The sequence below is a fragment of the Paragemmobacter amnigenus genome (assembly GCF_009908265.2).
GTDB classification, from domain to species: Bacteria; Pseudomonadota; Alphaproteobacteria; order Rhodobacterales; family Rhodobacteraceae; genus Paragemmobacter; species Paragemmobacter amnigenus.
In genome coordinates, this window is record NZ_JAAATX020000016.1 from 41,071 (window position 1) to 65,227 (window position 24,157).

Below are 24,157 nucleotides of genomic sequence, written 5' to 3' on the forward strand. Positions count from 1 at the left end.
CTGACGGGGCAATTTGACCTGATGGCGGACGGAATGCTGGACACTGTGATGAAGCCCACCGAAGAAATCTCTGTTCGGGATGTCTTCGGGATCGACACCGACATGAAGGTGAAAGGTTTCGCAGACCGCACCGACCGCGTGCCGGAGATCGACCCGACCTACAAGTTCGACCCCGACACCACGCTCGCGATCCTTGCAGGCTTTGCCTATAACCGCCGCGTAATGATCCAGGGCTATCACGGGACGGGGAAATCGACCCATATCGAACAGGTGGCGGCGCGGCTGAACTGGCCCTGCGTGCGGGTGAACCTCGACAGCCACATTTCCCGTATCGACCTGATCGGCAAGGACGCGATCAAGCTGCGCGACGGCAAGCAGGTGACGGAGTTCCACGAGGGCATCCTGCCCTGGGCGCTGCGCAACCCCGTCGCCATCGTCTTCGACGAATATGACGCGGGCCGCGCGGATGTGATGTTCGTGATCCAGCGCGTGCTGGAACATGACGGCAAGCTGACGCTTCTGGACCAGAACGAGATCATCACGCCCCACCCGTCCTTCCGCCTGTTCGCCACGGCCAACACGGTGGGTCTGGGGGATACGACGGGCCTTTACCACGGCACGCAGCAGATCAACCAAGCGCAGATGGACCGCTGGTCCCTTGTCGCCACGCTGAACTATCTGTCGCATGATGCGGAGGCCGCGATCGTTCTGGCGAAGAACCCGCATTACAACACCGAAAAGGGCCGCAAGCAGATCAACCAGATGGTGACGGTCGCGGACCTGACGCGGACGGCCTTCATGAATGGCGACCTGTCCACGGTGATGAGCCCGCGCACGGTGATCAACTGGGCGCAGAATGCGGAGATCTTCCGCAATGTGGGCTATGCGTTCCGCCTGTCCTTCCTGAACAAGTGCGACGAGCTGGAGCGGCAGACGGTGGCCGAATTCTACCAGCGCTGCTTTGGCGAGGAGCTGCCGGAAAGCGCGGCCTCGATGGCGATGAAATAAGACCGTCCCGAGGGACGGCCGCGAAGGACCCCGCCTCTGGCGGGGTTTTTTCTTGGGGAAAAGTTTACAGACTGCCCGATTGATCGGCGGAAAAATCGCTACCATGCTGGGTTCATGGGCGGTTTTCGAAAATATCTCCGCGCCGTGGCGCTGCTCTGCGCGCTCGCCGCCCCGCTTGCGGCACGGGCAGATGCCGATATTCCCGACGATCCGGTGCATTTCTTCGCCACCTGCGCGGGGCGGATGTCGGCACTCATGGAACATCAGTGGATCGTGGACGGACCCGCCTCCGAGGTGACAAAGGCGCGGCGCGATGCGGTGGTCGAGGTGCTGGAGGCGATGATGCCGCGCGGGGACGGTGCGCGGGTGATGGGCTGGCGGGTGGAGGCGAAGGCCGCCCATGCGGCGCTGCTGGGTCAGGTGCGGCACGGGCCGGAGGCGGTGCGGGCGCGGGCGGAACGGCGCGCGCTGGCCTTGATCGCGGAATGCGAGGCGTTCCTGTCGTAGGATCGGCAAGAAAAAGGGGTGGCTTGCGCCACCCCTTCGGCCGACAGGGAGGGTGTCGGACGGATCAGCCGCGGGCGGCCTTGGTGGCCTTGGCCCACCACACCAGATCGTCGAGCGAGGCGCCGGCGGCCTGCAGGAGGTTGGCTTCGACATCGGCCATGTTGCCGGTGCCGCCAAAGCCCGGGTGGACCTTGAAGAAATCGCCCATCCCGAGGTGGACGGCATTGCGCGTGGGGACCATCTGCAGTTCCACCGCGATGTTGCGCAGGTGTTCCAGCGCGCGGGTGCCGCCGACCGAACCATAGGCCATCGCCGTCATCGGCTTCTTCGCCCATTCCACATAGGCCTGATCCAGCGCGTTCTTCAGCGCGCCGGTGATGGAGCGATTGTATTCCGCCACCACAAAGATGTAGCCGTCGAATTCGCCGATCTTCTTCTGCCACTTCTGCGCAGCTTCGGACTGCGAGGGCGCCCATGCGTTCGAGGCGACCTCGTTGAACAGCGGCAGGTCATAGTCGCGCAGGTCGACCAGTTCCACATCCATGTCGGTGCGGGTCTGCGCCTGCTTCAGCATCCACTGGGCGGGGATGTCGGCAAAGCGCGAGTCGCGGGTCGAGCCGATGATGAGGGCGATTTTCGGGTTGCTCATGGCGGTGGTTCCGTTCCGTTGAGGAGGGTTTGAATTCTGTCCGCCATAGATGCCATTTGTACGCCGCCGTTCAATTCAGCGGGGGCGCAACGGACCTGTGCGCCCATGCACGGAGAGCGGGCCTTGCGGTTTTGGCGCCGCGCGCGTCGTTCCCGCCCTTGCCCCTGCCCGCCCCAAGTGCAAATCTGCGCGGTGACGGGTGCGCCTTCCGCGCGCCCCCTTTGGCCTGACCTGATGAACAAACCGACCGACAATCCCGCCGATCCCTTCAAGAAGGCGCTGGCCGAGGCCACGCGCACCATGGCCGACGATCCGGAAATGACCGTGCAATATTCGGTCGATCCGCCGGGGATGAACCGCGAAGGCGTGCGCCTGCCGCAGGTCAGCCGCCGCATGACGCGGGACGAGGTGATGCTGGCGCGCGGGACGGCGGATGCCTTCGCGCTGCGCCGGAAGTTCCACGATGACGGGGTCGCCGCGCGCTATCAGCCGCAGGGGAACCTTGCGCGGGAAATCTACGAGGCGATGGAAACCGCGCGCTGCGAGGCGGTGGGGGCGCGGTCGATGCCCGGCACGGCGGTGAACATCGACGCCAAGATCGCGCATGAGGCGGAGCGGAAGGGATATTCGCAGATCACCTCCATGCAGGATGCGCCGCTGTCGGTTGCGGCGGGATACCTTGTGCGCCATCTGGCAACGGGGCGCGCCATGCCGAAAGGCGCGGGCAATGTCATGGACCTGTGGCGCGGCTTCATCGAAGAGCAGGCGGGCGGGACGCTGGAGAACCTTGACCACGTGCTCGAGGATCAGGCGGCCTTTGCGCGGCTGGCGCGGAAGGTGATCTCGGACCTCGGCTATGGCGACCAGCTGGGGGATGACCCCGATCAGGACGAGCCGGACGATCAGGAAGGCGAGGCGGAGGAGGATCAGGACAGCCCCGAAAGCGCGGGCGAGGAGGAGCAGGAGAGCGACGAGTCGGAAGCTTCGCCCGAGCGGTCGCAGGAAGAGCAGCAGGATCAGAGCCAGGCGCAGGTCTCGATGGAGGACAGCGCCGACATGGAGCAAGGGGACGAAGCGGAATTGCCCGAGGGCGAGGCGCCGCTGGAACCCCCGCCCCCTGCCCCCTATTCCGACGCGGACCCGAATTACACCGTCTATACGCAGGATTTCGACGAGGAGATCCGCGCCGAGGAATTGGCAGAGCCTGCGGAGCTGGAACGGCTGCGGGCCTATCTGGACCAGCAGCTTGAGCCACTGAAGGGCGCGGTCAGCCGTCTGGCGAACAAGCTGCAGCGCCGGCTGCAGGCGCAGCAGAACCGGTCGTGGCTGTTCGACCTTGAGGAAGGCACGCTGGATGCGGGCCGTCTGGCGCGGGTCGTGGCAAACCCGACGACGCCCCTGTCGTTCAAGCAGGAGAAGGATACCGAGTTCCGCGATACCTGCGTGACGCTGCTTCTGGACAATTCCGGTTCGATGCGGGGGCGGCCGATCTCCATCGCGGCCATCTGCGCGGATGTTCTGGCGCGGACGCTGGAGCGGTGTTCGGTGAAGGTCGAAATCCTCGGCTTCACCACGCGCGCGTGGAAGGGCGGGCAGAGCCGTGAACGGTGGCTAGCGCAGGGGCGGCCGCAGGGGCCCGGACGGCTGAACGATCTGCGCCACATCATCTACAAGGGCGCGGATGCGCCGTGGCGGCGGGCGCGGCCCAATCTGGGCCTGATGATGAAGGAAGGCCTGCTGAAGGAGAATATCGACGGCGAGGCGCTGGAATGGGCGCACCGGCGGATGATGGCGCGGCCCGAGGCGCGCAAGATCCTGATGGTGATTTCCGACGGCGCGCCGGTGGACGATTCCACCCTGTCGGTGAACCCCGCGAATTTCCTTGAGAAACACCTGCGCGACGTGATCGCCATGGTCGAACGGCGGCGGCAGGTGGAGCTGATCGCCATCGGGATCGGCCATGACGTGACGCGCTATTACCAGCGCGCGGTGACGATCACGGATGTGGAGCAGTTGGCGGGGGCGATGACCGAACAACTCGCGGGGCTGTTCGAGGTCGATCCGAAGAAGCGGGCGAAGGCGGGCCTGCGGCGCGCGGGGTAAAGGGGGCGCTCGCGCCCCCTCTGGGCCTGCGGCCCATTCACCCCCTGAGGATATTTGAAGACGGAAAATGAGGGGCGCGATGTTCCAGAGCTTTGACACGGTGTCGGACCCTTCGGCGGGGGCGGCGCGTCTGGCGCGGCTGCGCGACCATCTGCGGGGTGAGGGGCTGGCGGGGTTTCTGGTGCCGCGCGCGGATGTGCATCAGGGGGAATATGTGGCCGCGCGGGACGAGCGGTTGCAGTGGCTGACGGGGTTCACGGGGTCGGCGGGGTTTGCCGTCGTGCTGCCCGAGGTGGCGGGGGTGTTCATCGACGGGCGCTACCGGGTGCAGGTGAAGCAGCAGGTGGATCTTGCGGTCTACACGCCGGTACCCTGGCCCGAGGTGAAGCCAGGGCCGTGGATCGTGGAGCATCTGGAGGCGGGGGTCGTGGGGTTCGACCCGTGGCTGCACACGGCAGACGAGGTGGCGCGGATCGAGGCGGCGCTGGAAGGGTCGGGCGTGACCCTGCGCGCGGTGGCGAATGCGGTGGATGCGATCTGGGAGGGGCAGCCTGCGGCCCCTGCGGGCGCGGCCTTTGCCCATCCGGTGACGCTGGCGGGCGAGACGTCGGAGGCCAAGCGCGCGCATCTGGCGGAAGGGTTGCGGAAGGCGGGGCAGGATGCGGCGGTGATCACGCTGCCGGATTCGCTTTGCTGGCTGCTCAATCTGCGGGGGGCGGATGTGCCGCGCAATCCGATCCTGCACGGCTTTGCCATCCTGCGGGCGGATGCGACGGTGGATGTCTTCGTGGACGGGGCCAAGCTGGGCGCTGCGGCGCGGGCGGCGCTGGATGCGGGGGTGCGGCTGCATCCCGTGGCGGGGTTCGACGCTGCGTTGCGCGGGTTGGCGGGCGTGGTGCGGGTGGACCGGGCGACCGCGCCGCTGGCCGTGTCGCGGCTGGTGGAGGACGGGGGCACGACGGTCGCGTGGGGGGATGATCCCTGCCGCCTGCCCAAGGCCGCGAAGAACGCGGCGGAGGTGGCGGGGATGCGCGAGGCGCATCTGCGCGACGGCGCGGCTGTGGTGGAGTTCCTGTGCTGGCTGGATCAGGCCGCGCCCAAGGGCGGGTTGACCGAGATCGACGTGGTGACCGCGCTGGAAGGGTATCGCCGCGCGACCAATGTGCTGCATGACATCAGTTTCGACACGATCTGCGGGGCGGGGCCGAACGGGGCCATCATGCATTACCGCGTGACGCGCGAGACGAACCGTGCGGTCGGGCGGGACGAGTTGCTGCTGGTGGATTCTGGCGCGCAATATGCGGACGGGACGACCGACATCACCCGCACCGTGGCCGTGGGCGATCCGGGGGCCGAGGCGCGGGAGTGCTATACCCGCGTCTTGCAGGGGTTGATCGCGATTTCGCGGGTGCGCTGGCCGCGCGGGATCGCGGGGCGCGATCTGGACGCGCTGGCGCGGTTCCATCTGTGGGTGGCGGGGCAGGATTTCGACCATGGCACGGGGCATGGCGTGGGGGCTTTCCTGTCGGTGCATGAGGGGCCGCAGCGGATTTCCCGCGTGTCGGAGGTGCCGCTGGAGCCGGGGATGATCCTGTCCAACGAGCCGGGCTATTACCGCGAGGGGGCCTTCGGCATCAGGCTGGAGAACCTGATTGTGGTGCAGCAGGCGCCCGCGATGGGCGACCTGCGCGACCAGCTCTGCTTCGAGACGCTGACCTTTGCCCCCTTCGACCGCCGCCTGATCCGCGCGGAGCGGCTGTCGCCGGACGAGCGCGACTGGCTGGACGCCTATCACGCCGAGGTCGTGGCCAAGCTGTCGCCGCGCCTGTCGGACGGGGCGCGGGGCTGGCTGGCGGCGGCCTGCGCGCCGCTTTAGGCCCTGCCCGGCCGCGCAATTGGCGGCTTCGGGCGGGGAGACGCCGATTCCGGACGGAAGGCTTGCGTGCAGGACGTGGCAGCCTGCATCCTCGGGGCAGACAGGACTGCAAACGGGGGGAGGACGCCATGAGCGTGTCGATCATGATCCGGCCCGTGCCGGGGCGGTATATCGTGCGGGCCAGTGGGGCCATCATCGGAGAGACGGAGCGTGCGCTGGAACTGGTCGAGGGGTCGCGTCCTCCCGTCCTTTACGTGCCGCGCGAGGATGTGGCGATGGCGCTGCTCGATCCCACGGACCGGCACAGCACCTGTCCGTTGAAGGGCGAGGCGAGCTATTTCAGCGTCACCACGCCCGAAGCGCGGCTGGAAAATGCGGTCTGGTCCTACGAGAACCCCGTCGCGGGGGCCGAGGCCATCGCGGGCCATCTGGCCTTTTACGAGGACAAGGTGCGGGTGGAGCCGCGTTAGGCGGCCTCGGCCGCGACCTTGCGGATGCGTTCGACCATGGCGCGCAGGCCGTTGGAGCGCTGCGAGGAGAGGTGTTCGTTCAGGCCCAGCCGGCCCAGTTCGGCGGGGGCGTCGACGGCTGCGACCTCGGCCACCGGAAGGCCTGCGTAAAGCGCGTGGAGCACGGCGATCAGCCCCTTTACGATCATCGCGTCGCTATCGCCCTGAAAGTCGAAGCGGCCATCGGCGATGACGGGTTGCAGCCAGACCTGCGAGGCGCAACCCTGCACCTTGGTCGCGGGGACCTTGAAGGCCTCGTCCATCGGGGGGAAGGCCTTGCCCAGTTCGATGACATGGCGGTAGCGGTCTTCCCAGTCGTCGAGGAAGTCGAAGGTTTCGGCAAGCTCTTCAAAGGCGGGCGTGGCCATCGGGTTCTCCATTCCGTGGCCCTGAGGTAGGGCCTTCGCGTGAAAAGGTCCACCCTTTGCAGGGGTGCTTTTCAAAGCGCGCGGCATCGGCTACCCAAGGGCAAGACAACGGGAGACCGGGATGAAACGGAGAGTTCTGCTGGGACTGGGTGCTGCGGCGCTGGTGGCAAGCTGCGGGCGCATCCGCGACTCGCGTCTGAACCCGTTCAACTGGTTCGGCGGCGCGCGGCGGCGCGAGCAGGTGGCGCAGGATCCGGTGACCGCGCAGGACCCGCGCCTGCTGGTGGCCGAGGTGGTGTCGCTGTCGGTCGATCCCTATAGCGGCGGGGCCATCGTGCGGGCCAAGGGCATTCCGCCGTCGCAGGGCTGGTGGGATGCGGAGCTGGTGGCGCGGCCGATCGACGAGAACGGCGTGCTGGTCTACGACTTCCGCGTCTTCCCGCCGGTGACCGAGACGCCCGCGGGCAGCCCGCGGTCGCGCGAGATCACCGTGGGCGTGTCGATCTCGTCGGTTAAGCTGGACGGCGTGAACGAGATCGTCGTGCAGGGCGCGAACAACGCGCTGTCGTCGCGGCGCTGAGGCGCGGCCCTTACAGGCGGACCACGCGCACCTCGCTGCCCTTGGCGGACAGGGCGATCTCGCCCTTGCAAAGCCGCAGCGCATCCTCGCCGAAGGCTTCGAAGCGCCAGCCGCTCAACGCCTCGACCGAGCGGTCGCCGGCGGCGATGGCGTCCAGATCGGCGGCCGAGGCGATGAGTTTCGAGGCCACGCCCAGCTGTTCCGACTTGGCCTTGAGCAGCACGCGCAGCAGGTCCGCGAGGGCGGGGTTGACCTGCATCTGTTCGCGGCTGACATCGGGTTTCGGCATGTCTTCGGGTTTCATCTCGAGGCCCGCCTTGATGGCGGCAAGGATGCCTTCGGCAATCTCGGGCTTGCGCCCCTCGCGCAGCAGAAGGCGGGAGCGGCCCAGCTCTTCCATCGTGGCGGGACGGGTGGAGGCGAGTTCCAGGAGCGCGTCATCCTTCATCACGCGCGAGCGCGGGACGTTCTGGCGCTGGGCATATTCCTCGCGGAAACGGGCGAGTTCCTTGACGATGGCAAGGAAGCGGCCCGAGGTGGTGCGGGTCTTGACGCGCAGCCATGCCTCGTCGGGATGGACGGTATAGGTGGCGGGGTCGGTGAGGATGGAAAGCTCCTCCTCCACCCATTTGGTGCGGCCGTTCTTGGCCAGTTGCGCGGAAAGCCATTCGTAGATCACGCGCAGGTGCGTCACGTCGGCCAGCGCATATTCCTGCTGCGCGGTGGAGAGCGGGCGGCGCGACCAGTCGGTGAAGCGCGAGGTCTTGTCGAGGTTTTCGCGCGCGATCTTCTTGACCAGCGTCTCGTAGCCCACCTGTTCGCCAAAGCCGCAGACCATGGCGGCAACCTGCGTGTCGAAAAGCGGTTCGGGGAAGGTCTTGCCTTCGACGAAGAAGATTTCCAGATCCTGCCGCGCGGCATGGAAGACCTTGACCGTATCGCGGTGGCGGAAAAGGTCGTAGAGCGGTTCGAGGCTCATCCCCTCGCCCTCGATCGGGTCCACCAGCACGGCATCGCCCGTCTTGCCCGGCAGGGCCATCTGGATCAGGCAGAGCTTGGACCAATAGGTCCGCTCGCGCAGGAATTCCGTGTCGATGGTGACGTAGGGTTGGGTCTTTGCGGCTTCACAGAAGGCGGCGAGGTCTTCGGTCGTGGTTATCGTGCGCATCATGCCTTCCGACTGGCCAGTGGGGCACGGGGTCATCCCGCAGAACCGCTATAACGGATTGCGGGGAAATTGAAAGGGTTTGGTCTTTCGGGCGTCTCGCGGGACGGCAGGCGTCGCAGGCGGGGGTTTCACACCCCCGCACCCCTGTGGGGTATTTGGGCCGCGATGAAGGGGTCAGAGAAGGACGGGGCGGCGGTCGCCGGCGGCGAAGCGGCGCAGGACGGCGGGGTAGAGGATGTGTTCCTGAACCAGAACGCGCGCGGCGAGCGTGTCGGGCGTGTCGTCCGGCAGAACGGGAACGCGGGCCTGCCCGAGGATGGGGCCGTCGTCGAGGACGGGCGTCACCTCGTGCACGGTGCAGCCGGCCTGTGTGTCGCCCGCCTCCAGCGCGCGCTGGTGGGTGTGCAGGCCGGGGTATTTGGGCAAAAGCGAGGGGTGGATGTTCAGCATCCGTCCCGCAAAGCGGCCCACGAAGGCGGGGGTCAGCACGCGCATGAAGCCTGCAAGGCAAAGGATGTCGGGCCGCGCGGCGAGGAGGGGTTCGAGGAGTGCGGCCTCGAAGGCCGCGCGGTCGCCCTTGAAGGGGCGGTGGTCCACGGCGGCGGTGGGCACACCAAGCGCCGCCGCCTTGGCAAGCCCCGCGGCGGCGGGGTCGTTCGAGGCGACGAGGACGGGCGTGGCGGGATGCCCGCCCTGCCCCATGTCGCGCAAAAGCGCCAGCATGTTGGAGCCGCCACCGGAAATCAGGATGGCGACCCGTGCGGTCACAGCAGCGCGCCCTTGTAGCTCACGCCCTCGCCCTCGACCACGCGGCCCAGCGTGCAGACGGTTTCGCCCTGATCGCGCAGGAGGGCGGCGAGATCGTCGGCACGGTCGGCCGCGACGACGAGGATCATGCCGATGCCGCAGTTGAAGGATTTGAGCATCTCGGCTTCCGCGATACTGGCGGTCTGTGCCAGCCAGCGGAAGACGGGGGGAAGCTGCCATGCGGTCAGGTCGATCTCGCAGGCCAGACCTTCGGGCAGGACGCGGGGCGGGTTTTCGGTCAGCCCGCCGCCGGTGATATGGGCAAGCCCATGCACGCCGCCCGCGCGGATCGCGGCAAGCGCCTGCTTGACGTAGAGCCGGGTGGGGGCAAGCAGCGCCTCGCCCAGCGTGCCGGAGGAGAAGGGCGAGGGCGCGTCCCAGGACAGGCCCGAAAGCTCCACCACCTTGCGCACGAAGCTGTAGCCGTTGGAGTGGACGCCGTTCGAGGCAAGGCCCAGCAGCACGTCGCCCGCCTGCACCCCTGCGGGCAGGTCCGCCCCGCGTTCCATCGCGCCCACGGCAAAGCCTGCAAGGTCGAAGTCGCCCTTGTGATACATGCCGGGCATTTCCGCCGTCTCGCCCCCGATGAGCGCGCAGCCGGACTGTTCGCAGCCGGTGGCGATGCCTTCGATGATGCGGGCGGCCTGATCGACATCAAGCTTGCCGGTGGCGAAATAGTCGAGGAAGAGGAGCGGCTCGGCCCCCTGGCATACAAGGTCATTCACGCACATGGCGACGAGGTCGATACCGATCGTGTCGACATTGCCGGTGTCGATGGCGATGCGGAGTTTGGTTCCCACCCCGTCGGTCGCGGCGACGAGGATGGGGTCGGAATATCCCGCGGCCTTGAGGTCGAAAAGCGCGCCGAACCCGCCGAGGCCGGACATGGTGCCGGACCGGTTCGTCCGTTTCGCAGCCGGTTTGATGCGTTCGACAAGGGCGTTTCCGGCGTCGATATCCACGCCTGCCTGTGCGTAGGTAAGGCCGTTCGTCATGGGACTCGCTCCGCCGTTCGGGTTGGTTGGGCGCGGCATATACCAGCCCTTGCTGCATCGCAACGGCGGATGGCGCAGGGGGCGGTTTGACCCCGATCAAGGCGCGGGCGCGGCGGGCAGGCGACAGTGGCGCAAGGGGACGCGCGGTCCGCAACAAAGGCATAGACCATGTCACGACTATTCTTCCTGCTCTATTCGCTTGTCGGCCCGTCGCTGGCCGGGGCTGCCATCGTGGCCGTTCTGACGGCGGGGATGGTCACGCTGAAGCCCATCCTGCTGGCGGCGGCGGCGGGTTTCGCTCTGGGGCTGCCGGTGGCGCTGCTGCTGGCGCGGCGGTTGCAAGGCTGAGGCTTGACCACCCCGCGAGGGTGGCTTACCGACTGGGGCATGGGGCTGTAGCTCAATGGTTAGAGCCGGGCGCTCATAACGCCTTGGTTGGGGGTTCGAGTCCCTCCGGCCCTACGGATTTCCGCATCGCATGGCGGGGCCATGCGGGATGGCCTGCGGCGGGCAGAGTGCGGGCTCATGCTGGCCCGTCCGCTGCGGTGGCCATCACCTCGACCTCGACGGTGAATTCGGGGCGGGAAAAGCCCGCGACAAGCAGCACCGTCGAGGCGGCCGGGACGGTCTGACCGGCAAGGAAGGCATCGCGGGCGGCCATGTAGGCGGGAAGGTCGGCGCGATCCACCAGCCATGCCGTGATGTGGCAGATGTGGCGTGGTTGCATCGCGGCCTCGGCGAGGATGACCGTGATGTTGTGGAAGATGACGGCAAGTTGGGCCCCGGTGCCGTCAGGGATGGTGCCGTCGGGGCGCAGGCCCAACTGGCCCGAGCTTCTCAGAACGCGGGAACGGGGCGGGATTTCTACCGCGTGGGAATAGCGCGCGAGCGGCGCGGGGATGGCGGGCGGGTTCAGGGGAAGAAAGGTCATGATACGGTCCTTTCCGTCCCGTGTAGCGTCCCGACCGCGAGGGATCGCGAAAGAAAACCGGATCCCACGACCGCAATTTCCTTTTGCCCCGATGACGGCATAGTTTCCTATGCTGCCGGCAAGGGCATCACGGTTCGGGCAGGTCCCATTGGAGCGAGGCATGGCAGCAAGGAAACTGGTACTGGTCCGGCATGGCGACGACCCGCCGGATGACCGCGTCGTCAGTTTTGCCGTGACGCAGGGGTTCGATCCGGTGATCGTCCGGCCGTTCAAGGGCGAAGCCCTGCCCGAGGCGGATGACAGTGTCGCGGGGTCGGTCATCTATGGCGGGCCGTTCAACGTCTTCGAGGAGGATCGGCATCCCTTTCTTCATGCCGAGGCGGAATGGATCAGGACCTGCATGGCAGGGAAGGTGCCGCTGCTGGGCATCTGCCAGGGCGCGCAGCAGATCGCGCGGGTGATGGGGGCCGAGGTCGGGCCGCCTGCCAGCGGGCTGCACGAATTCGGCTATTACCCCGTTTCGCCAACACCCGAGGGGCGAGACCTGCTGCCTGACATGCTGTACATGACGCAGGCGCATTTCCACACCTTTGCCATCCCGGAGGGCGCAGTGCATCTTGCCACAAGCCCGCTTTACCCCAATCAGGCGTTCCGCATCGGAGATCGGACCTACGGGTTCCAGTTCCATCCCGAATGCACGATCGAGGGCTTCCGCCGGTGGCAGTCCACGCCTTGGGCAGCCTATGGCAAGCCCGGGGCGCAGAGCCGCGAGGAACAGGATGCGCTGATGCTGGAACATGACGCACGGCAGGCGGAATGGTTCTATGCCTTTCTGGCCAAGCTGTTCGGAACCCGCTGAATGCAGCGACTGGCGCAGCGCAACCCGAGGGCCTTCGGGATCACCGTGACGCTTGCCGGTGTCATCGTCTTCGTACCGGATGCCCTTGTCATGCGGCTGGTCGGGGGCGACATGCTGGCGCTTGCCTTTTGGCGCGGCCTTCTGGCGGGGATGGTCCTTTTGGCCGGAAACGCGGTGCTGGCCCCGCAGTCGCTGCCGCGCAGGGGCGAATGGCTGGATGCCACGGGGGCCACGGTGATCCTGCTGAATGCTGCGGGTGTGCTGAGCTGGTGCGCGGCGATGGAACATACATCGGCGGCGAATGCGCTTCTGGTGCTGGCCACCGCCCCGTTCATCGCCGCGCTCCTGTCATGGCTTTTGCTGCGCGAGACCATCGACCGCAGGACGGGACTGGCCATCGCGCTGGTCTCGCTCGGGGTGGTGGTGATCGCCTCGGGCAGTCTGGGACAGGGGCGGATGGTGGGCGATCTTTTCGCGCTTATGAACGCCACCACAGTGGCGGCCTATTACGTGACGCTGCGGAAGGCGGGCACGCGCAACATGCTGCCCCACCTTGCCATCGGGTCGATGCTGGGCGGGGTGCTTGCCCTGCCCTTTGCCGATTTCGTACCGGTAGACGGCGCGACGGTGATGCTGATCCTGCTGTCGGGGGCGGTGATCGTTCCGGTGGCTGCGGGGCTCCTGCTGCTGGGGCCGCGCTATCTGACCGCGCCGGAAGTGTCGATGATAACGCTTCTTGAACTGGTCTTCGGCCCGCTGCTGGTCTGGGCCGTGCTGGGCGAGGATCCGGGATTTCGGACCCTGATCGGAGGGGCGATCATCATCTGCGCGGTGATGTTCCATGCGCTGCGTCGGCCGGGACGTGCGGGGGTGACGGCCTGATGCGGCTTTTGTTCATCCATGCCCATCCGGTGCCCGAAAGCTTCAACCGCGCGCTGTGCGATTGTGCCGTTGCCACCGCGCGGGAGCGCGGGCACGAGGTCCGGCTCATCGACCTTCATGCCGAGGGTTTCAACCCGGTCATGTCCGCCGAGGAACGGCGGCGCTATCATGACGACGCCCCCCCGCCCGAGGATGTGGCCCCCCATATCGACGCGCTGCGCTGGGCAGAGGGGCTTATCTTCGTGTATCCGACGTGGTGGTATTCGCAGCCTGCCATCCTGAAGGGCTGGATGGACCGCGTCTGGCGGCCCGGTGTCACCTTTACCGTGCCCGCGAAGGACGCGCCGATGCGTCCGGCGCTGACGAATGTCCGTCTGATCGGGGTCATCACCACCTTCGGGTCTCCATGGTGGTTCTGGACGCTTCTTATGGGTGCCCCGGGACGCAGGATCATCCTGCGCGGGCTTCGGTTTTGCACTGCCCGGCGAACGCGCAGCTTCTGGCTGGGCCTGCACGAGATGGACACACAGACCGACAGTGCGCGGCGGCGCTATCTGGAGCTGGTGCGTCGGCGCATCGCGCGTATTCCTTTATAGCCGGGGGAAACATGCACCACGCGGGAGCATGGGTCGATCTGACCGCGCCGGAATTCGCCGCCCTGGACCTTTCCTCGGCGGTGGCGATCCTGCCTCTGGGCGCGTCAGAGCAGCACGGGCCGCATCTGGCGATGTCCGTGGACCACGACCTTGTCGACGCCGTCCTGCGGCGGGCAATGCCCCTGCTCGACGGCAGGGTTACTGCGCTTGTCCTGCCCATGCTGGCGGTGGGCAAGAGTAACGAGCATCTTGCTTTTGCAGGCACGCTGTCGCTTTCGGCAGAGACGCTGCTGCGCGTCCTGACCGATCTGGCGCGGTGCATCGCAGGTGCCGGCGTCGGGCGGTTGATGATCCTGAACGGTCACGGCGGAAACCGCGCGGTGCTCGAGGTTGCCGTCCGCGACATCCGCGCCGGCTGTGGGCTGATCACCGCGCATGTTGCATGGGATGAACTGGCCGGAGCGGATGACATCGTCGGCCGGGACGAGGCGGAGAACGGATTGCACGGCGGGGATGTGGAGACATCGGCGATGCTGGCTGCCCATCCCGACAAGGTGCGGATGGCGCTGGCCCGCGATTTCGGGTCGGCACATCGCGACTGGCAAAAGGCACATCCCGATCTGGGGCTGGGCGGCGCGGCGATGCGTCCGGGATGGCTTATCGGGGATCTCAACCCTGCGGGCGCAGTCGGCAACGCCGCCGCCGCAACCGCCGCGAAGGGCGAGGCGCTGCTGGGCACTGCCGCGGCGCGACTGGCAGACCTGATTGTCACCTTCTCGCATTTCGACCCGCGATGACCCAGCTTTTCCTCGTCCGCGATGTCGCGGTTCCCGCAAGCCTTCTGGCCCGTCCCGACCACTTTGGCGGCGAGCGGCGGGATGGGCTGCTGAGCGGCGATCTTCTGGTGCAGGACGGGCGGGTACTGGGCTTCACCGCAACGCCACCGCGCGAGGCGCGTGTCCTGTCCGGTGGGGGAAGGCTGGTGCTGCCCGCCCTTGCGGAGCCGCATCTGCATCTGGACAAGGCCTTCACGCTCGGGCGCCTATCCGGCATCGGGCGCGATCTGCTGTCGGCGATCAGGGCGCAGGAGGCAGACAAGGCGAACTGGACGGACGAGGATCTGCGCCACCGCGCGAGCCGCGCGATGGAGGAACTTTACGCTGCGGGTGTCGGGTTGGCGCGCAGCCATGTCGACTGGGGCGATGGAGAGGATCCGGCTGGCACCCCGCGCGCCTGGGACGTTCTGGCCGAAGTCGCGCAGGAATGGCGCGGGCGCGTCACCCTGCAACTGTCCTGCCTGCCGGAGATCGACCTGTTTGCCGAACCCGAAACGGGCCAGCGCATCGCGGAGGCCGTGCGGCGGAGGGACGGTGTTCTGGGGGCGTGGTGTCTCGGGCATCCTCGCCGCCACGCCGGATTTACCGAGGTGTTCCGGCTGGCGGACCGGTACGGGCTGCATCTGGACTTCCATGTCGACGAAGGCGCGGGGGTGGAGCTTGACGGGCTGGAGATCATCGCACGCGAAAGGGCGCGGACCGGTTTCGAGGGGCCGGTCCTGTGCGGCCATGCCGTCAGTCTGATGGATGCGGCGCCTGACAGGCTGTCAAACCTTCTGGAGAGCATGGCGCGTGGCGGAATTGCGCTCTGCGCCCTGCCGACGACCAACCTGTTCCTGCAATCGCGCGGCAGCGGGACGCCGGACCGCCGCGGGATCACCCGTCTGGTCGAGGCGTCGCAGGCAGGGGTGGCGACCTGCCTTGGCACGGACAATGTGCAGGACGCGTTCTATCCTCTCGGACGTCATGACCCGCTGGGGACGCTGGCGCTGGCGGTGCCCGCGCTGCATCTGGCGGCACCGCTTGGCGACCATCTGCCGCTTGTCTCGACACAGGCAGCACAGGCGATGGGGGCCGCACCCGTCTTTGTCGACCGCGCCCCTGCCGCTGCGCTGTTGCTGGCCGAGGCACGCGACGTCGCGGGGCTGCTCTCCTGCCAGCCAAGGCGCAAGAGGCTGCCGGAGTTCATCGCCACTGCTGGCCGATGACGCCGGAATCCTGTGGGTCACGGCCCCGATTTGCTTGCGTGAACGCGACCCTGTCGCACCCTAGGCTTGTGCGGGCGGACCAAAGGGGCGGACGGCGGCATGACAGGGATCTCTGGCAAGACATCCACGGATTGGGTTGCCTTTGCATCGGCCCTCGCCCCGGTGGAAACCATAGACGAGCCGGTTCTGGTGAAGAAGCGTAGCCGCGACTTCTTCTGGTTCTCGCCCATCCTCGAGCGCAGGTTGAGGAGCTGTTTCGGAGATCTGGTCGCCCGGCCGCGGACGGTTGCGGAACTGTCGCATTGCCTGTCCCTTGCCGCGCGCCATCGCGTTCCGGTCACATTGCGTGGCGGCGGGACCGGCAATTACGGCCAATCCGTGCCGCTGGAAGGCGGGCTGATCATCGAGATGACCGGTCTTGACCGGATCCTCGAGATCGGGCCGGATTTCGTACGGGTCGAGGCGGGATGCAACATCCTTGCGCTGAACCGGGCGCTGGGGGAACGGGGGCGGGAACTGCCTGTCTTTCCCTCGACCCAGGATATCGCGACGATCGGCGGATTCATTTCAGGCGGGTCGGCAGGGATCGGCACCGTAAGCCACGGGATGCTGCGCGATGACGGCAACATCCTCGAACTGCGGGTGCTGTCGGTCGAGCCAACCCCGCGCGAGGAGGTTTTCCGCGGCGGGGCGATCAACATGATCCACCACGCCTGGGGGATCAACGGCGTCATCACCGAACTGACCCTGCGGACGGTCCCGACCGAGGATTGGGTCGGCTGCATCGCAACCTTCGACAACTATCCAGACTGCCATGCGGCGGCCATCGATCTGGCCCTGTCCGAAACGATCCGGCGCAAGCTGTGCTCCACTCTGGATGCCCATATCGGGGCCTATTTCGACCGTCTGAAAGGGATCGTGCCCCCCGGCCGAGCGATGCTTGTAACGCTGGTCCCGCGTGGCCAGGTGGATACTCTGCGCGCGCTTGTCGCCGGTCATGGCGGGCGCATCGACCTTGCCATGGACGAGGCAGAGCGGGTGGCGCGAAAGCTGCCGCATGTTTTCGAGTTTTCCTACAACCACACCACGCTTCAGGCGCTGAAGTCGGACCGCAAGGTCACCTATCTGCAGATCCTTTTCCCCGCGCCCGTCACCGTGGCGAAGGTGGTGGAGCTTCGGGCCGTGCTGGGCGACGACGTCTTCATGCACCACGAATTCGCGCGGATGGGCGGCAAGGTCGTCTCATTCGACCTGCCGCTGGTGAAGTATACGACCGACGAACGGCTTTACGAAATCATGTCGATATACGAGTCGCACGGTTGCCCGGCCTCGGACCCGCATTCCTGCATCATCGAGGAAGGCGGGATGAAAAAGGCCGACTACCGCCATCTGGCGTGGAAAAAGCGCCTCGATCCCGGCGGTCTGCTGAACAGTCCGAAATCCCGCGAATGGACGCGCGTGCGCGACCTTTCGGCCGAGGACATCGAAGCCCTGCACCAACCCTGACCCAAAGGGCGACCAACTGCCCGTCCAACAAGGAGACCTGCCATGATCCATACCGACAGAAGGGGCAAGCCCTTGCCCGCCCATCTGCAGCGCACCGCACGGACGGCGGGCGGGGATCCCGTCAGCCGCCGCGAATTCCTTGCCATCGCCACGGCCTTCGGGGCCACCACGGCGACGGCCTATGCGATGCTGGGCCTGCCCGCCCCCGCCGTCGCACAGGAAACGCCGGTCAGCGGCGGCACCTTGCGCGTCGGCATGCAGGTGATGGAGTTGAAAGACCCCCGCACCGCCGACTGGTCGCAGATCGCCAATCTGGAACGCCAGTTCCTCGAACCGCTGGTCAAGTACACCTCGGACTTCACCTTCGAAGGCAAGCTTCTGGAAAGCTGGGAGGTGAATGCAGATGCCACGCAATACACGCTCCGCCTGCGCCCCGGCGTGTTATGGAACAATGGCGATGCCTTCACCGCGGATGACGTGGTCTTCAACCTTATCCGCTGGTGCGACCGCGGGGCAGAGGGCAATTCGATGGCCTCGCGCTTTTCCGCGCTGATCGACGAGGCGACGGGCAAGGCGCGCGACGGGGCAATCGTCAAGGTCGATGATCTGACCGTTCAACTCAACCTTTCCGCGCCCGATATCGCCATCATCCCGAACATGGCCGATTACCCGGCCCTGATCGTGCATCGCAGCTATGAGGAGACGGGGTCGAACCTTGCCGCCAATCCCATCGGCACCGGCCCCTTCGAGCTGGAGTCACATTCCGTCGGGTCGGCCGCGCGTCTGGTGCGGCGCACGAATGGCGCGTGGTGGGGCGGCGAGGTCTATCTGGATGCCATCGAGTTCACCGATCTGGGCAACGATCCCACGGTCGAGCTGAACGCATGGGCGGCGGGTGACATCGACCTCAACCAGCAATCCAGCGAGAATTTCATCGACCAGCTTGACGCAATCGGCCTGACACGCAACGAGATCGCGACTGCAAATACCGTCGTGGCACGGATGAACGTCCAGCAGGCACCCTACACGGACAAGCGCGTGCGTCAGGCCATCCAGGCCGCCGTCGACAATGCTATCGTGCTGGAACTCGGTATTTCCGGCCGTGGGTCGGTGGCCGAGAACCATCATGTGAGCCCGATCCATCCCGAATATGCCGAACTGCCGAAGCAGTCGCGCGATCCAGAGCGCGCCAAGGCCCTGCTGGCAGAGGCGGGAATGTCGGACTACGAATTCGACCTCATCTCCATCGATCAGGACTATCATCAGGCCAGTTGCGACGCCATCGCCGCGCAGGTGCGTGACGCAGGCATCAACATCAAGCGGACCGTCATCCCGGGTGCCACCTTCTGGAACGACTGGACGAAATACCCCTTCTCGATGACCAACTGGAACATGCGCCCCCTCGGCGTGCAGGTTCTGGCGCTTGCCTATCGCTCTGGCGAGGCATGGAATGAAAGCGCCTATTCCAACCCCGACTTCGACGCCAAGCTGTCGCAGGCCCTTGCCACTGCCGATGTCGAGGCGCGCCGGGTCATCATGGCGGAGCTTCAGGCAATGCTTCAGGATGACGGCATCCTGATCCAGCCCTTCTGGCAGAATGTCTACTCGCACAATACGCCTCGCGTTAAGGGCTACCGTGTGCATCAGACTTTCGAGATGGATCTCGGCAAGGTCTGGCTGGAAGCCTGAACCCGCACCGCCCGATGAAAGAAAAAGGGCCGGGAAACCGGCCCTTTTCCCTTGCGGCGGCTAGATCGGATCACTGTCGCAGGCGCGACCCGTCTGGATCGAAGGCAGGACCGGCAAGCACGCTTGCCCGGTGCGGGCGACCAAGAACCATCACGGAAAGCTCGGCCCCCGGCGCGATGTCGGGGCGCAGATAGGCCAGCGCCAGCGACTGGCGCACGTGATGACCATAGGCCCCGGACGACACCTTTCCCGCAGGCCGTCCCTCGGGGTCGAAGATCGGCTCGTTCCCGGTGGCATCGGCGGTGGTGGCGTCGATGGCGATGGTCCGCAGCACCTCGCGCGGGGGGTGCCCCGCGATGGCGGCATAGGCCGCCTTGTTCAGGAAATCCTTGTCCATGCGGATCAGCCCCGCCAGACCCGTTTCCTGCGGCCAGTATTCGGGCGAATAATCCCGCCCCCAGCTGCCATAGCCCTTTTCCACCCGCAGGCTCATCAGCGCGCGGCTGCCCACGGGGCCGGCGCCAAGGGGCGCACCCGCCGCGAGCAGGGCATCGTAAAGCGCGGCCTGATCCTGTTCGGCGCAATGGAGTTCCCATCCCAGATCGCCGGTGAAGGACAGCCGCAGCGCGATGCAGTCGATCCCCGCCACGCGGATGCGGGCCGCGCGGGCAAAGGGGAAAGTGGCACTGGACAGGTCGGTATCGGTCAGGGGTTGCAGCAGGTCGCGCGCCAGCGGCCCTGCCACGTTGAAGCCTGCCATCGCCTCGGTCACGCTGTGCCACTGCGTCCCTGCGGGCAAGGGCACGGCATCGAAGAAGCGGCGGTGATAGCGTTCGGCCATGCCGGAGCCCACCATGAAGAAGTCGCCCTCTCCCAGACAGGTGACGGTGAAGTCGCCCGCGATCCCGCCGCGCCTGCCGATCAGGGGGGCAAGGCAACTGCGCCCCGGCAGCGACGGGATGCGGTTGGCCAGCAGCGCGTCAAGCCAGTCGCGCGCGCCGGGGCCGGTGATGCGGTAGCGCGCGAAATTCGAGATGTCGATGATCCCTGCACGGTCGCGCAGCATCCGCGCCTCGCGCCCCACGGGCGCCCACCAGTTCTGCCGCTCGAACCCCGCCGTCTCTTCCTGCGGCTCGCCTTCGGCGGCGAACCACAGGGGATGTTCCCAACCGTAGTTCAGCCCGAACACCGCCCCCATGTCCTTTTGACGGCCGTAGACGGGGCGCGTGCGGACGGGACGGCCCGCCGCGCGTTCCTCGTTCGGGAAGTGGATCTTGAAGCGGTTTGCATATTGGTCGCGCACCCGCGCCTTGGTGAATTCCCGCCCCGCCCATGCGCCAAAGCGGGCAAGGTCCCAGCCGAACATGTCCATCTTCGGCTCGCCCTCGACGATCCATTCGGCGGCCAGCAGCCCCAGCCCGCCGGATTGCGAGAAGCCGGGGATGATCCCGTTGCAGCAGAAATAGTTCCGCAGTTCCGGCACGGGGCCGAACAGAGCCGAGGAATCGGGCGACCAGATCATCGGGCCGTTGATGACGCGTTTGATCCCCGCCGTGCCGACGACCGGCACGCGGGCGATGGCGCGCAGCATGTTGGGTTCGATCCGGTCCAGATCATCGGCAAAGAGTTCGTGGCCGAACCCCGCGGGCGTGCCCTCCTCGGCCCAGAAGCGCATGTCGCGCTCGTAGGCGCCGACCAGCAGCCCCTTGCCCTCCTGCCGCAGGTAATATTCCCCGTCCCGATCCGCCACCGACGGAAGGCGGCGGTCCAGCGCGGCGATCTCGGCGATGGTTTCGGTGACGAAATACTGGTGCTCCGTCGGCATCAGGGGCAGTTCGATCCCCGCCATGCGCGCCACTTCCCGCGCCCACAGACCCGCGGCATTGACCACCCATTGCGTGTGGATGTCGCCCGAGGGTGTCTCGACGATCCACGACCCGTCAGGTTGCGCCCGCGTCGCCGTCACGGGGCAGTTGCGGTGGATCTGCGCCCCCCGCGCCCGTGCCCCCGCCGCATAGGCCATGGTCACGCCCGACGGGTCCACGTTGCCGCCCTGCGGTTCGAACATGATGCAGCGGATGCCGTCGAAATCCACCAGCGGGTGCAGACGCTCTGCCTCGTCCCGCGTCACCTCGTGGAAATCCATCCCGTAATAGCGGGCCTTGGCTGCCTGAAGCCGCAACTGGTGTTCGCGCGCCCCGGTCTGGGCGAGGTAGAGGCTGCCGGGCTGGAAGATGCCGCAGCCCTGCCCCGTCTCGGCCTCCAGCTCCTTGTAAAGGCCCATGGTGTAGTGCTGCAGGCGGCTGATATTGGTGCTGTCATGCAGCCCGTGGATGTTCGCCGCCGCGTGCCATGTCGAACCGGAGGTCAGCTCGGACCGTTCCAGCAGGACGACATCGGTCCAGCCCAGTTTGGTCAGGTGGTAAAGGATCGAACAGCCGACCAGCCCACCCCCGATGACCACCACCTGCGCGTGGGATTTCAGCTTCGTCTCAGGGCTCGTCATGTCCGATCTCTTCCCGCCGTCTGGCGACATAGGCTTCCAGTTCTTCGCGCCGCGATGCGTCCATCGCCGGTTCTTCGTATTCGGCCAGCGCCTGCTGCCACAGGTCGGTCGCACGTTGTGCGGCATCCTTGGCACCTGCAATGGCCCAGTTCTCGTAACTGCGCCAATCTGACAGCATAGGGGCATAGAAGGCCCGTTCATAGCGCGCCATGGTATGGGCCGCGCCGAAGAAATGCCCCCCCGCAGGCACGTCGCGGATGGCGTCGAACCCGAGCTCGTCGGCGTCCCATTTCACGGGGCGCAGGAATTCCACCATGTTCTGCAAGATCTCGACGTCGAGGATCAGCTTCTCATAGCTGGCGGTCAGCCCGCCCTCGAGCCAACCCGCCGCATGATAGATCAGGTTGGCCCCGCCCATCACCGCCCCCCAAGTGGCCATGGCCGTTTCATAGGCGGCCTGCAGATCGACGGCATTCGACGCATTGGCATTCGACGTCCGGTAGGGCAGGCCATAGCGCCGCGCCAACTGCCCCGCGATCACGTTTGCCTTTGCATTCTCGGGCGTGCCGAAGGCGGGCGCACCGGACCGCATGTCCACGTTCGAAGTGAAGGCCCCGTACATCACCGGCGTGCCCGGGCGGACGAGCTGGGTCAGGACCACACCGAACAGCGCCTCGGCATTCTGCTGGGCCATAGCGGCAGGCAAGCTGACCGGCGTCATAGCGCCCATCAGGGTAAAGGGAGTGATCGTCACGGGCTGGCCATGTTCGGCCATGGCGATCAGCCCGTCGCCCATTGCATCATCCAGCAACCGGGGCGAATTGACGCTGATGATCGTGGTGACTCCCGGCTCCCGCGCCATCTCTTCCAGCGTCACGCCACGGGCGATGGCCATCATGCGGATGCCGTCCATGGCCCGCCCGCGCCCGATGGCTGTGCAATGGAAGGACAGCTCCGACAGGGTGAGATTGGCAAAATACGTATCCAGGTGGCGGTTGTTGGCAGGCAGTTCCTGCGGGGCCATCACCTGATTGCCTATCATGTGGATGACGTTGAAATGCTGCGCCAGCCGGATGAAGTTCCGGTAATCCTCAAGGTTGCCTGACCTGCGTCCCTTGATGCGGTCATCCACATTGGGCGGCCCCGCGACGAGTCCGAAGACCAGATCGCGGCCACCGAAATGGACCCGCCGCGCGGGATTGCGCGGGGTAAGCGTGAAGTGGCGCGGTACGGTGGACAGCGCCTGCGCGACGATGGTTTCATCCAGCCGCACAAGACCTTCGTCATCGACGCGTGCACCGGCCTTACGCATCAGGTCGCGAACGTTTTCGCCCATGACCTTGATGCCCAGTTCCTTCAGGATCCGGATCGAGATGTCGTGCAGGTCCTCCATCTGTTCGGGCGTCAGCATCTCGAGCGGCGCATAGGGGTTCGACACCCGCTCCCACGGCAGTTGCGTGATGACCGCACCCGCCGCACCCCTCCGTCCGCGCCTTGCCTCCCGCATCGCACTCCCCTTGCCCTTGCGGCAGGCCACGCCGCCATCGCACCCTCCGGCGCAGTCCCGACGAGATTAGTCATCCGGCGGGCGGGGTTCACGAAAGCGAAACGGGGGACTGAACCGAAAAGATTCAGGGGCGTGCCATATGGCCCGCGCGCATCGGCTTGGCTAGCATGGTCAAGGGGGGGAACGTGCCATGAAGACCTTGCCACCGCTGAACTTCATCCGCTCTTTCGAAGCCGCGGCGCGACACCTCAGCTTTACCAAGGCCGCAGACGAGCTTGGGCTGACGCAGGCGGCGGTGTCGGGCCATATCCGCGCGCTGGAAACCTATATCGGGCGGCCGCTGTTCTATCGTGCGCCCCGTAGCCTGACCCTGACAGAAGTCGCGGCCTCGTACCTGCCGACCCTGCGGCAGGCGCTGACCCAGATCGAGATCGCCACGGGACAGATCCTGACCGTGGCGCACCGGCAGGAGGTGACGCTTGCCTGTCCCGCCTCTCTCGCGACGAACTGGCTGCCACAGCGCCTGCGGCGTTTTTCAAAGCAGTTTCCCGAGGTCAACGTGACCGTCCACGCGACCATCTGGTCCGAGACCACGGACCAGATCGCCGATCTGCGGATCACGCCCCGCCATGACAGCCAGCCCCTTCTGGGATACAGGCTTGGCGAGGAGCGACTGGTCGTGGTCTGCGCGCCGGAACTGGTGACAGGAGAGGCCGCCATACGGTCGCCGCGCGACATCCGCCAGCACGGGCTGATCCACGTTCTGGGCCGACAGGAGCATTGGGAGGCCTTTGCCCGTCATCACGGCCTGTCGGACCTGCCTCTCAGCCAAGGATTGCGGACCGACAGTTCGAATGTCGCGCTGGAGATGGCCGTGGCCGGACTGGGATGCGCGATCACGCTGGAATCGTTGGCGGATATCCACCTGCAGCGCCGTACGCTGGTAGCCCCCTTTGCCGAACGCCTGCCCAGCGGGTGGGGCTATGACCTGCATGTGGGCGACTTGAACCCCAGCCGCGCGTCGGAAAGGTTGATGCAGTTCCTCATCGCCGCGTGATCCGGACCTT

The 24,157-nt window shown here is 66.5% G+C and carries 23 protein-coding genes and 1 tRNA gene; 16 read left to right on the top strand and 8 right to left on the bottom strand.

Annotation, left to right across the window (positions count from 1 at the left end; translation table 11 throughout):
* Positions 1 to 21: 21 nt before the first annotated feature.
* Positions 22 to 1,008 (top strand): cobaltochelatase subunit CobS, encoded by a 987-nt coding sequence (cobS, locus tag GU927_RS19040; protein ID WP_161763991.1) that lies wholly within the window; start codon positions 22 to 24, stop codon positions 1,006 to 1,008.
* Between the two features lie 114 nt (positions 1,009 to 1,122).
* Entirely contained in the window at positions 1,123 to 1,515 is a 393-nt protein-coding gene (locus tag GU927_RS19045; protein WP_161763992.1) for a hypothetical protein, read from the top strand.
* A gap of 64 nt (positions 1,516 to 1,579) precedes the next feature.
* Here GU927_RS19045 and GU927_RS19050 read toward each other — a convergent pair whose 3' ends face one another.
* Positions 1,580 to 2,164: an NADPH-dependent FMN reductase gene (locus GU927_RS19050; RefSeq protein WP_161763993.1), complete on the bottom strand. Its 585-nt coding sequence runs from the start codon at positions 2,162 to 2,164 to the stop codon at positions 1,580 to 1,582.
* Positions 2,165 to 2,398: 234 nt separating this feature from the next.
* Here GU927_RS19050 and cobT point away from each other — a divergent pair, with 234 nt between their 5' ends.
* The 3 genes from cobT to GU927_RS19065 all read left to right on the top strand — a co-directional run bounded on the left by cobT (position 2,399) and on the right by GU927_RS19065 (position 6,613).
* Positions 2,399 to 4,267, top strand: coding sequence for a cobaltochelatase subunit CobT (gene cobT, locus GU927_RS19055; RefSeq protein WP_161763994.1), 1,869 nt, complete (start codon positions 2,399 to 2,401; stop codon positions 4,265 to 4,267).
* A gap of 79 nt (positions 4,268 to 4,346) precedes the next feature.
* Entirely contained in the window at positions 4,347 to 6,143 is a 1,797-nt protein-coding gene (locus GU927_RS19060; protein WP_161763995.1) for an aminopeptidase P family protein, read from the top strand.
* A 128-nt stretch (positions 6,144 to 6,271) separates the two neighbouring features.
* Entirely contained in the window at positions 6,272 to 6,613 is a 342-nt protein-coding gene (locus tag GU927_RS19065; protein ID WP_161763996.1) for a DUF427 domain-containing protein, read from the top strand.
* Here GU927_RS19065 and GU927_RS19070 read toward each other — a convergent pair.
* The gene (locus tag GU927_RS19070) at positions 6,610 to 7,020 is read right to left on the bottom strand and encodes a SufE family protein (RefSeq protein WP_161764033.1); all 411 of its coding nucleotides are present in this window, start codon (positions 7,018 to 7,020) and stop codon (positions 6,610 to 6,612) included. The two genes, GU927_RS19065 and GU927_RS19070, sit on opposite strands and share 4 nt — an antisense overlap.
* Positions 7,021 to 7,141: 121 nt before the next feature.
* On the opposite strand from GU927_RS19070, the gene GU927_RS19075 reads away from it, so the two are divergent.
* Entirely contained in the window at positions 7,142 to 7,600 is a 459-nt protein-coding gene (locus GU927_RS19075; protein ID WP_161763997.1) for a hypothetical protein, read from the top strand.
* A gap of 10 nt (positions 7,601 to 7,610) precedes the next feature.
* Here GU927_RS19075 and rnd read toward each other — a convergent pair whose 3' ends face one another.
* The 3 genes from rnd to purM all read right to left on the bottom strand — a co-directional run bounded on the left by rnd (position 7,611) and on the right by purM (position 10,570).
* A complete protein-coding gene (gene rnd, locus GU927_RS19080; RefSeq protein WP_161763998.1) occupies positions 7,611 to 8,768 on the bottom strand; it encodes a ribonuclease D in 1,158 nt (385 codons plus the stop codon).
* 174 nt (positions 8,769 to 8,942) lie between these two features.
* On the bottom strand, positions 8,943 to 9,536 hold the full coding sequence (gene purN, locus GU927_RS19085) for a phosphoribosylglycinamide formyltransferase (RefSeq protein WP_161763999.1): 594 nt from the start codon (positions 9,534 to 9,536) through the stop codon (positions 8,943 to 8,945).
* Positions 9,533 to 10,570, bottom strand: coding sequence for a phosphoribosylformylglycinamidine cyclo-ligase (gene purM, locus GU927_RS19090; protein ID WP_161764000.1), 1,038 nt, complete (start codon positions 10,568 to 10,570; stop codon positions 9,533 to 9,535). The genes purN and purM overlap by 4 nt, the downstream gene beginning before the upstream one ends.
* A gap of 168 nt (positions 10,571 to 10,738) precedes the next feature.
* On the opposite strand from purM, the gene GU927_RS19095 reads away from it, so the two are divergent.
* The gene (locus GU927_RS19095; RefSeq protein ID WP_161764001.1) at positions 10,739 to 10,918 is read left to right on the top strand and encodes a hypothetical protein; all 180 of its coding nucleotides are present in this window, start codon (positions 10,739 to 10,741) and stop codon (positions 10,916 to 10,918) included.
* 41 nt (positions 10,919 to 10,959) lie between these two features.
* A tRNA-Ile gene (locus GU927_RS19100) sits at positions 10,960 to 11,032 on the top strand.
* A gap of 61 nt (positions 11,033 to 11,093) precedes the next feature.
* Here the strand turns inward: GU927_RS19100 and GU927_RS19105 are convergent.
* Positions 11,094 to 11,501 carry a RidA family protein gene (locus GU927_RS19105; protein WP_161764002.1) on the bottom strand — a complete coding sequence of 136 codons (408 nt, stop codon included), beginning with the start codon at positions 11,499 to 11,501 and terminating at the stop codon, positions 11,094 to 11,096.
* Positions 11,502 to 11,661: 160 nt separating this feature from the next.
* Between GU927_RS19105 and GU927_RS19110 the strand changes: the two genes are divergently transcribed.
* The 7 genes from GU927_RS19110 to GU927_RS19140 all read left to right on the top strand — a co-directional run bounded on the left by GU927_RS19110 (position 11,662) and on the right by GU927_RS19140 (position 19,077).
* Entirely contained in the window at positions 11,662 to 12,360 is a 699-nt protein-coding gene (locus tag GU927_RS19110; RefSeq protein WP_161764003.1) for a glutamine amidotransferase-related protein, read from the top strand.
* Positions 12,361 to 13,242, top strand: coding sequence for a DMT family transporter (locus GU927_RS19115; protein WP_161764004.1), 882 nt, complete (start codon positions 12,361 to 12,363; stop codon positions 13,240 to 13,242).
* A complete protein-coding gene (locus GU927_RS19120; RefSeq protein ID WP_161764005.1) occupies positions 13,242 to 13,838 on the top strand; it encodes an NAD(P)H-dependent oxidoreductase in 597 nt (198 codons plus the stop codon). The genes GU927_RS19115 and GU927_RS19120 overlap by 1 nt, the downstream gene beginning before the upstream one ends.
* 11 nt (positions 13,839 to 13,849) lie before the next feature.
* Positions 13,850 to 14,635 carry a creatininase family protein gene (locus tag GU927_RS19125; protein ID WP_161764006.1) on the top strand — a complete coding sequence of 262 codons (786 nt, stop codon included), beginning with the start codon at positions 13,850 to 13,852 and terminating at the stop codon, positions 14,633 to 14,635.
* Complete coding sequence (locus tag GU927_RS19130) at positions 14,632 to 15,882, top strand: amidohydrolase family protein (protein WP_161764007.1); 1,251 nt, start codon at positions 14,632 to 14,634, stop codon at positions 15,880 to 15,882. Before GU927_RS19125 ends, GU927_RS19130 begins: the two co-directional genes overlap by 4 nt.
* 99 nt (positions 15,883 to 15,981) lie before the next feature.
* Positions 15,982 to 17,388, top strand: a complete 1,407-nt coding sequence (locus tag GU927_RS19135; RefSeq protein ID WP_161764008.1) for an FAD-binding oxidoreductase — start codon at positions 15,982 to 15,984, stop codon at positions 17,386 to 17,388.
* A gap of 42 nt (positions 17,389 to 17,430) precedes the next feature.
* On the top strand, positions 17,431 to 19,077 hold the full coding sequence (locus GU927_RS19140; RefSeq protein ID WP_161764009.1) for an ABC transporter substrate-binding protein: 1,647 nt from the start codon (positions 17,431 to 17,433) through the stop codon (positions 19,075 to 19,077).
* 70 nt (positions 19,078 to 19,147) lie between these two features.
* Here GU927_RS19140 and GU927_RS19145 read toward each other — a convergent pair whose 3' ends face one another.
* Positions 19,148 to 21,562, bottom strand: coding sequence for a GcvT family protein (locus GU927_RS19145; protein ID WP_161764034.1), 2,415 nt, complete (start codon positions 21,560 to 21,562; stop codon positions 19,148 to 19,150).
* A 7-nt stretch (positions 21,563 to 21,569) separates the two neighbouring features.
* Positions 21,570 to 23,090, bottom strand: a complete 1,521-nt coding sequence (locus tag GU927_RS19150) for a trimethylamine methyltransferase family protein (protein WP_161764010.1) — start codon at positions 23,088 to 23,090, stop codon at positions 21,570 to 21,572.
* A 190-nt stretch (positions 23,091 to 23,280) separates the two neighbouring features.
* Here GU927_RS19150 and GU927_RS19155 point away from each other — a divergent pair, with 190 nt between their 5' ends.
* Entirely contained in the window at positions 23,281 to 24,147 is an 867-nt protein-coding gene (locus tag GU927_RS19155) for a LysR substrate-binding domain-containing protein (RefSeq protein WP_161764011.1), read from the top strand.
* Positions 24,148 to 24,157 lie beyond the last annotated feature (10 nt).

Bases quoted from the DNA above. Each gene is read 5' to 3' on its own strand.
- cobS (WP_161763991.1), top strand. From the start codon at position 22: ATGGCGGACGGAATGCTGGACACTGTGATGAAGCCCACCGAAGAAATC.
- GU927_RS19045 (WP_161763992.1), top strand. From the start codon at position 1,123: ATGGGCGGTTTTCGAAAATATCTCCGCGCCGTGGCGCTGCTCTGCGCG.
- GU927_RS19050 (WP_161763993.1), bottom strand. From the start codon at position 2,164: ATGAGCAACCCGAAAATCGCCCTCATCATCGGCTCGACCCGCGACTCG.
- cobT (WP_161763994.1), top strand. From the start codon at position 2,399: ATGAACAAACCGACCGACAATCCCGCCGATCCCTTCAAGAAGGCGCTG.
- GU927_RS19060 (WP_161763995.1), top strand. From the start codon at position 4,347: ATGTTCCAGAGCTTTGACACGGTGTCGGACCCTTCGGCGGGGGCGGCG.
- GU927_RS19065 (WP_161763996.1), top strand. From the start codon at position 6,272: ATGAGCGTGTCGATCATGATCCGGCCCGTGCCGGGGCGGTATATCGTG.
- GU927_RS19070 (WP_161764033.1), bottom strand. From the start codon at position 7,020: ATGGCCACGCCCGCCTTTGAAGAGCTTGCCGAAACCTTCGACTTCCTC.
- GU927_RS19075 (WP_161763997.1), top strand. From the start codon at position 7,142: ATGAAACGGAGAGTTCTGCTGGGACTGGGTGCTGCGGCGCTGGTGGCA.
- rnd (WP_161763998.1), bottom strand. From the start codon at position 8,768: ATGCGCACGATAACCACGACCGAAGACCTCGCCGCCTTCTGTGAAGCC.
- purM (WP_161764000.1), bottom strand. From the start codon at position 10,570: ATGACGAACGGCCTTACCTACGCACAGGCAGGCGTGGATATCGACGCC.
- GU927_RS19095 (WP_161764001.1), top strand. From the start codon at position 10,739: ATGTCACGACTATTCTTCCTGCTCTATTCGCTTGTCGGCCCGTCGCTG.
- GU927_RS19105 (WP_161764002.1), bottom strand. From the start codon at position 11,501: ATGACCTTTCTTCCCCTGAACCCGCCCGCCATCCCCGCGCCGCTCGCG.
- GU927_RS19110 (WP_161764003.1), top strand. From the start codon at position 11,662: ATGGCAGCAAGGAAACTGGTACTGGTCCGGCATGGCGACGACCCGCCG.
- GU927_RS19115 (WP_161764004.1), top strand. From the start codon at position 12,361: ATGCAGCGACTGGCGCAGCGCAACCCGAGGGCCTTCGGGATCACCGTG.
- GU927_RS19120 (WP_161764005.1), top strand. From the start codon at position 13,242: ATGCGGCTTTTGTTCATCCATGCCCATCCGGTGCCCGAAAGCTTCAAC.
- GU927_RS19125 (WP_161764006.1), top strand. From the start codon at position 13,850: ATGCACCACGCGGGAGCATGGGTCGATCTGACCGCGCCGGAATTCGCC.
- GU927_RS19130 (WP_161764007.1), top strand. From the start codon at position 14,632: ATGACCCAGCTTTTCCTCGTCCGCGATGTCGCGGTTCCCGCAAGCCTT.
- GU927_RS19135 (WP_161764008.1), top strand. From the start codon at position 15,982: ATGACAGGGATCTCTGGCAAGACATCCACGGATTGGGTTGCCTTTGCA.
- GU927_RS19140 (WP_161764009.1), top strand. From the start codon at position 17,431: ATGATCCATACCGACAGAAGGGGCAAGCCCTTGCCCGCCCATCTGCAG.
- GU927_RS19150 (WP_161764010.1), bottom strand. From the start codon at position 23,090: ATGCGGGAGGCAAGGCGCGGACGGAGGGGTGCGGCGGGTGCGGTCATC.
- GU927_RS19155 (WP_161764011.1), top strand. From the start codon at position 23,281: ATGAAGACCTTGCCACCGCTGAACTTCATCCGCTCTTTCGAAGCCGCG.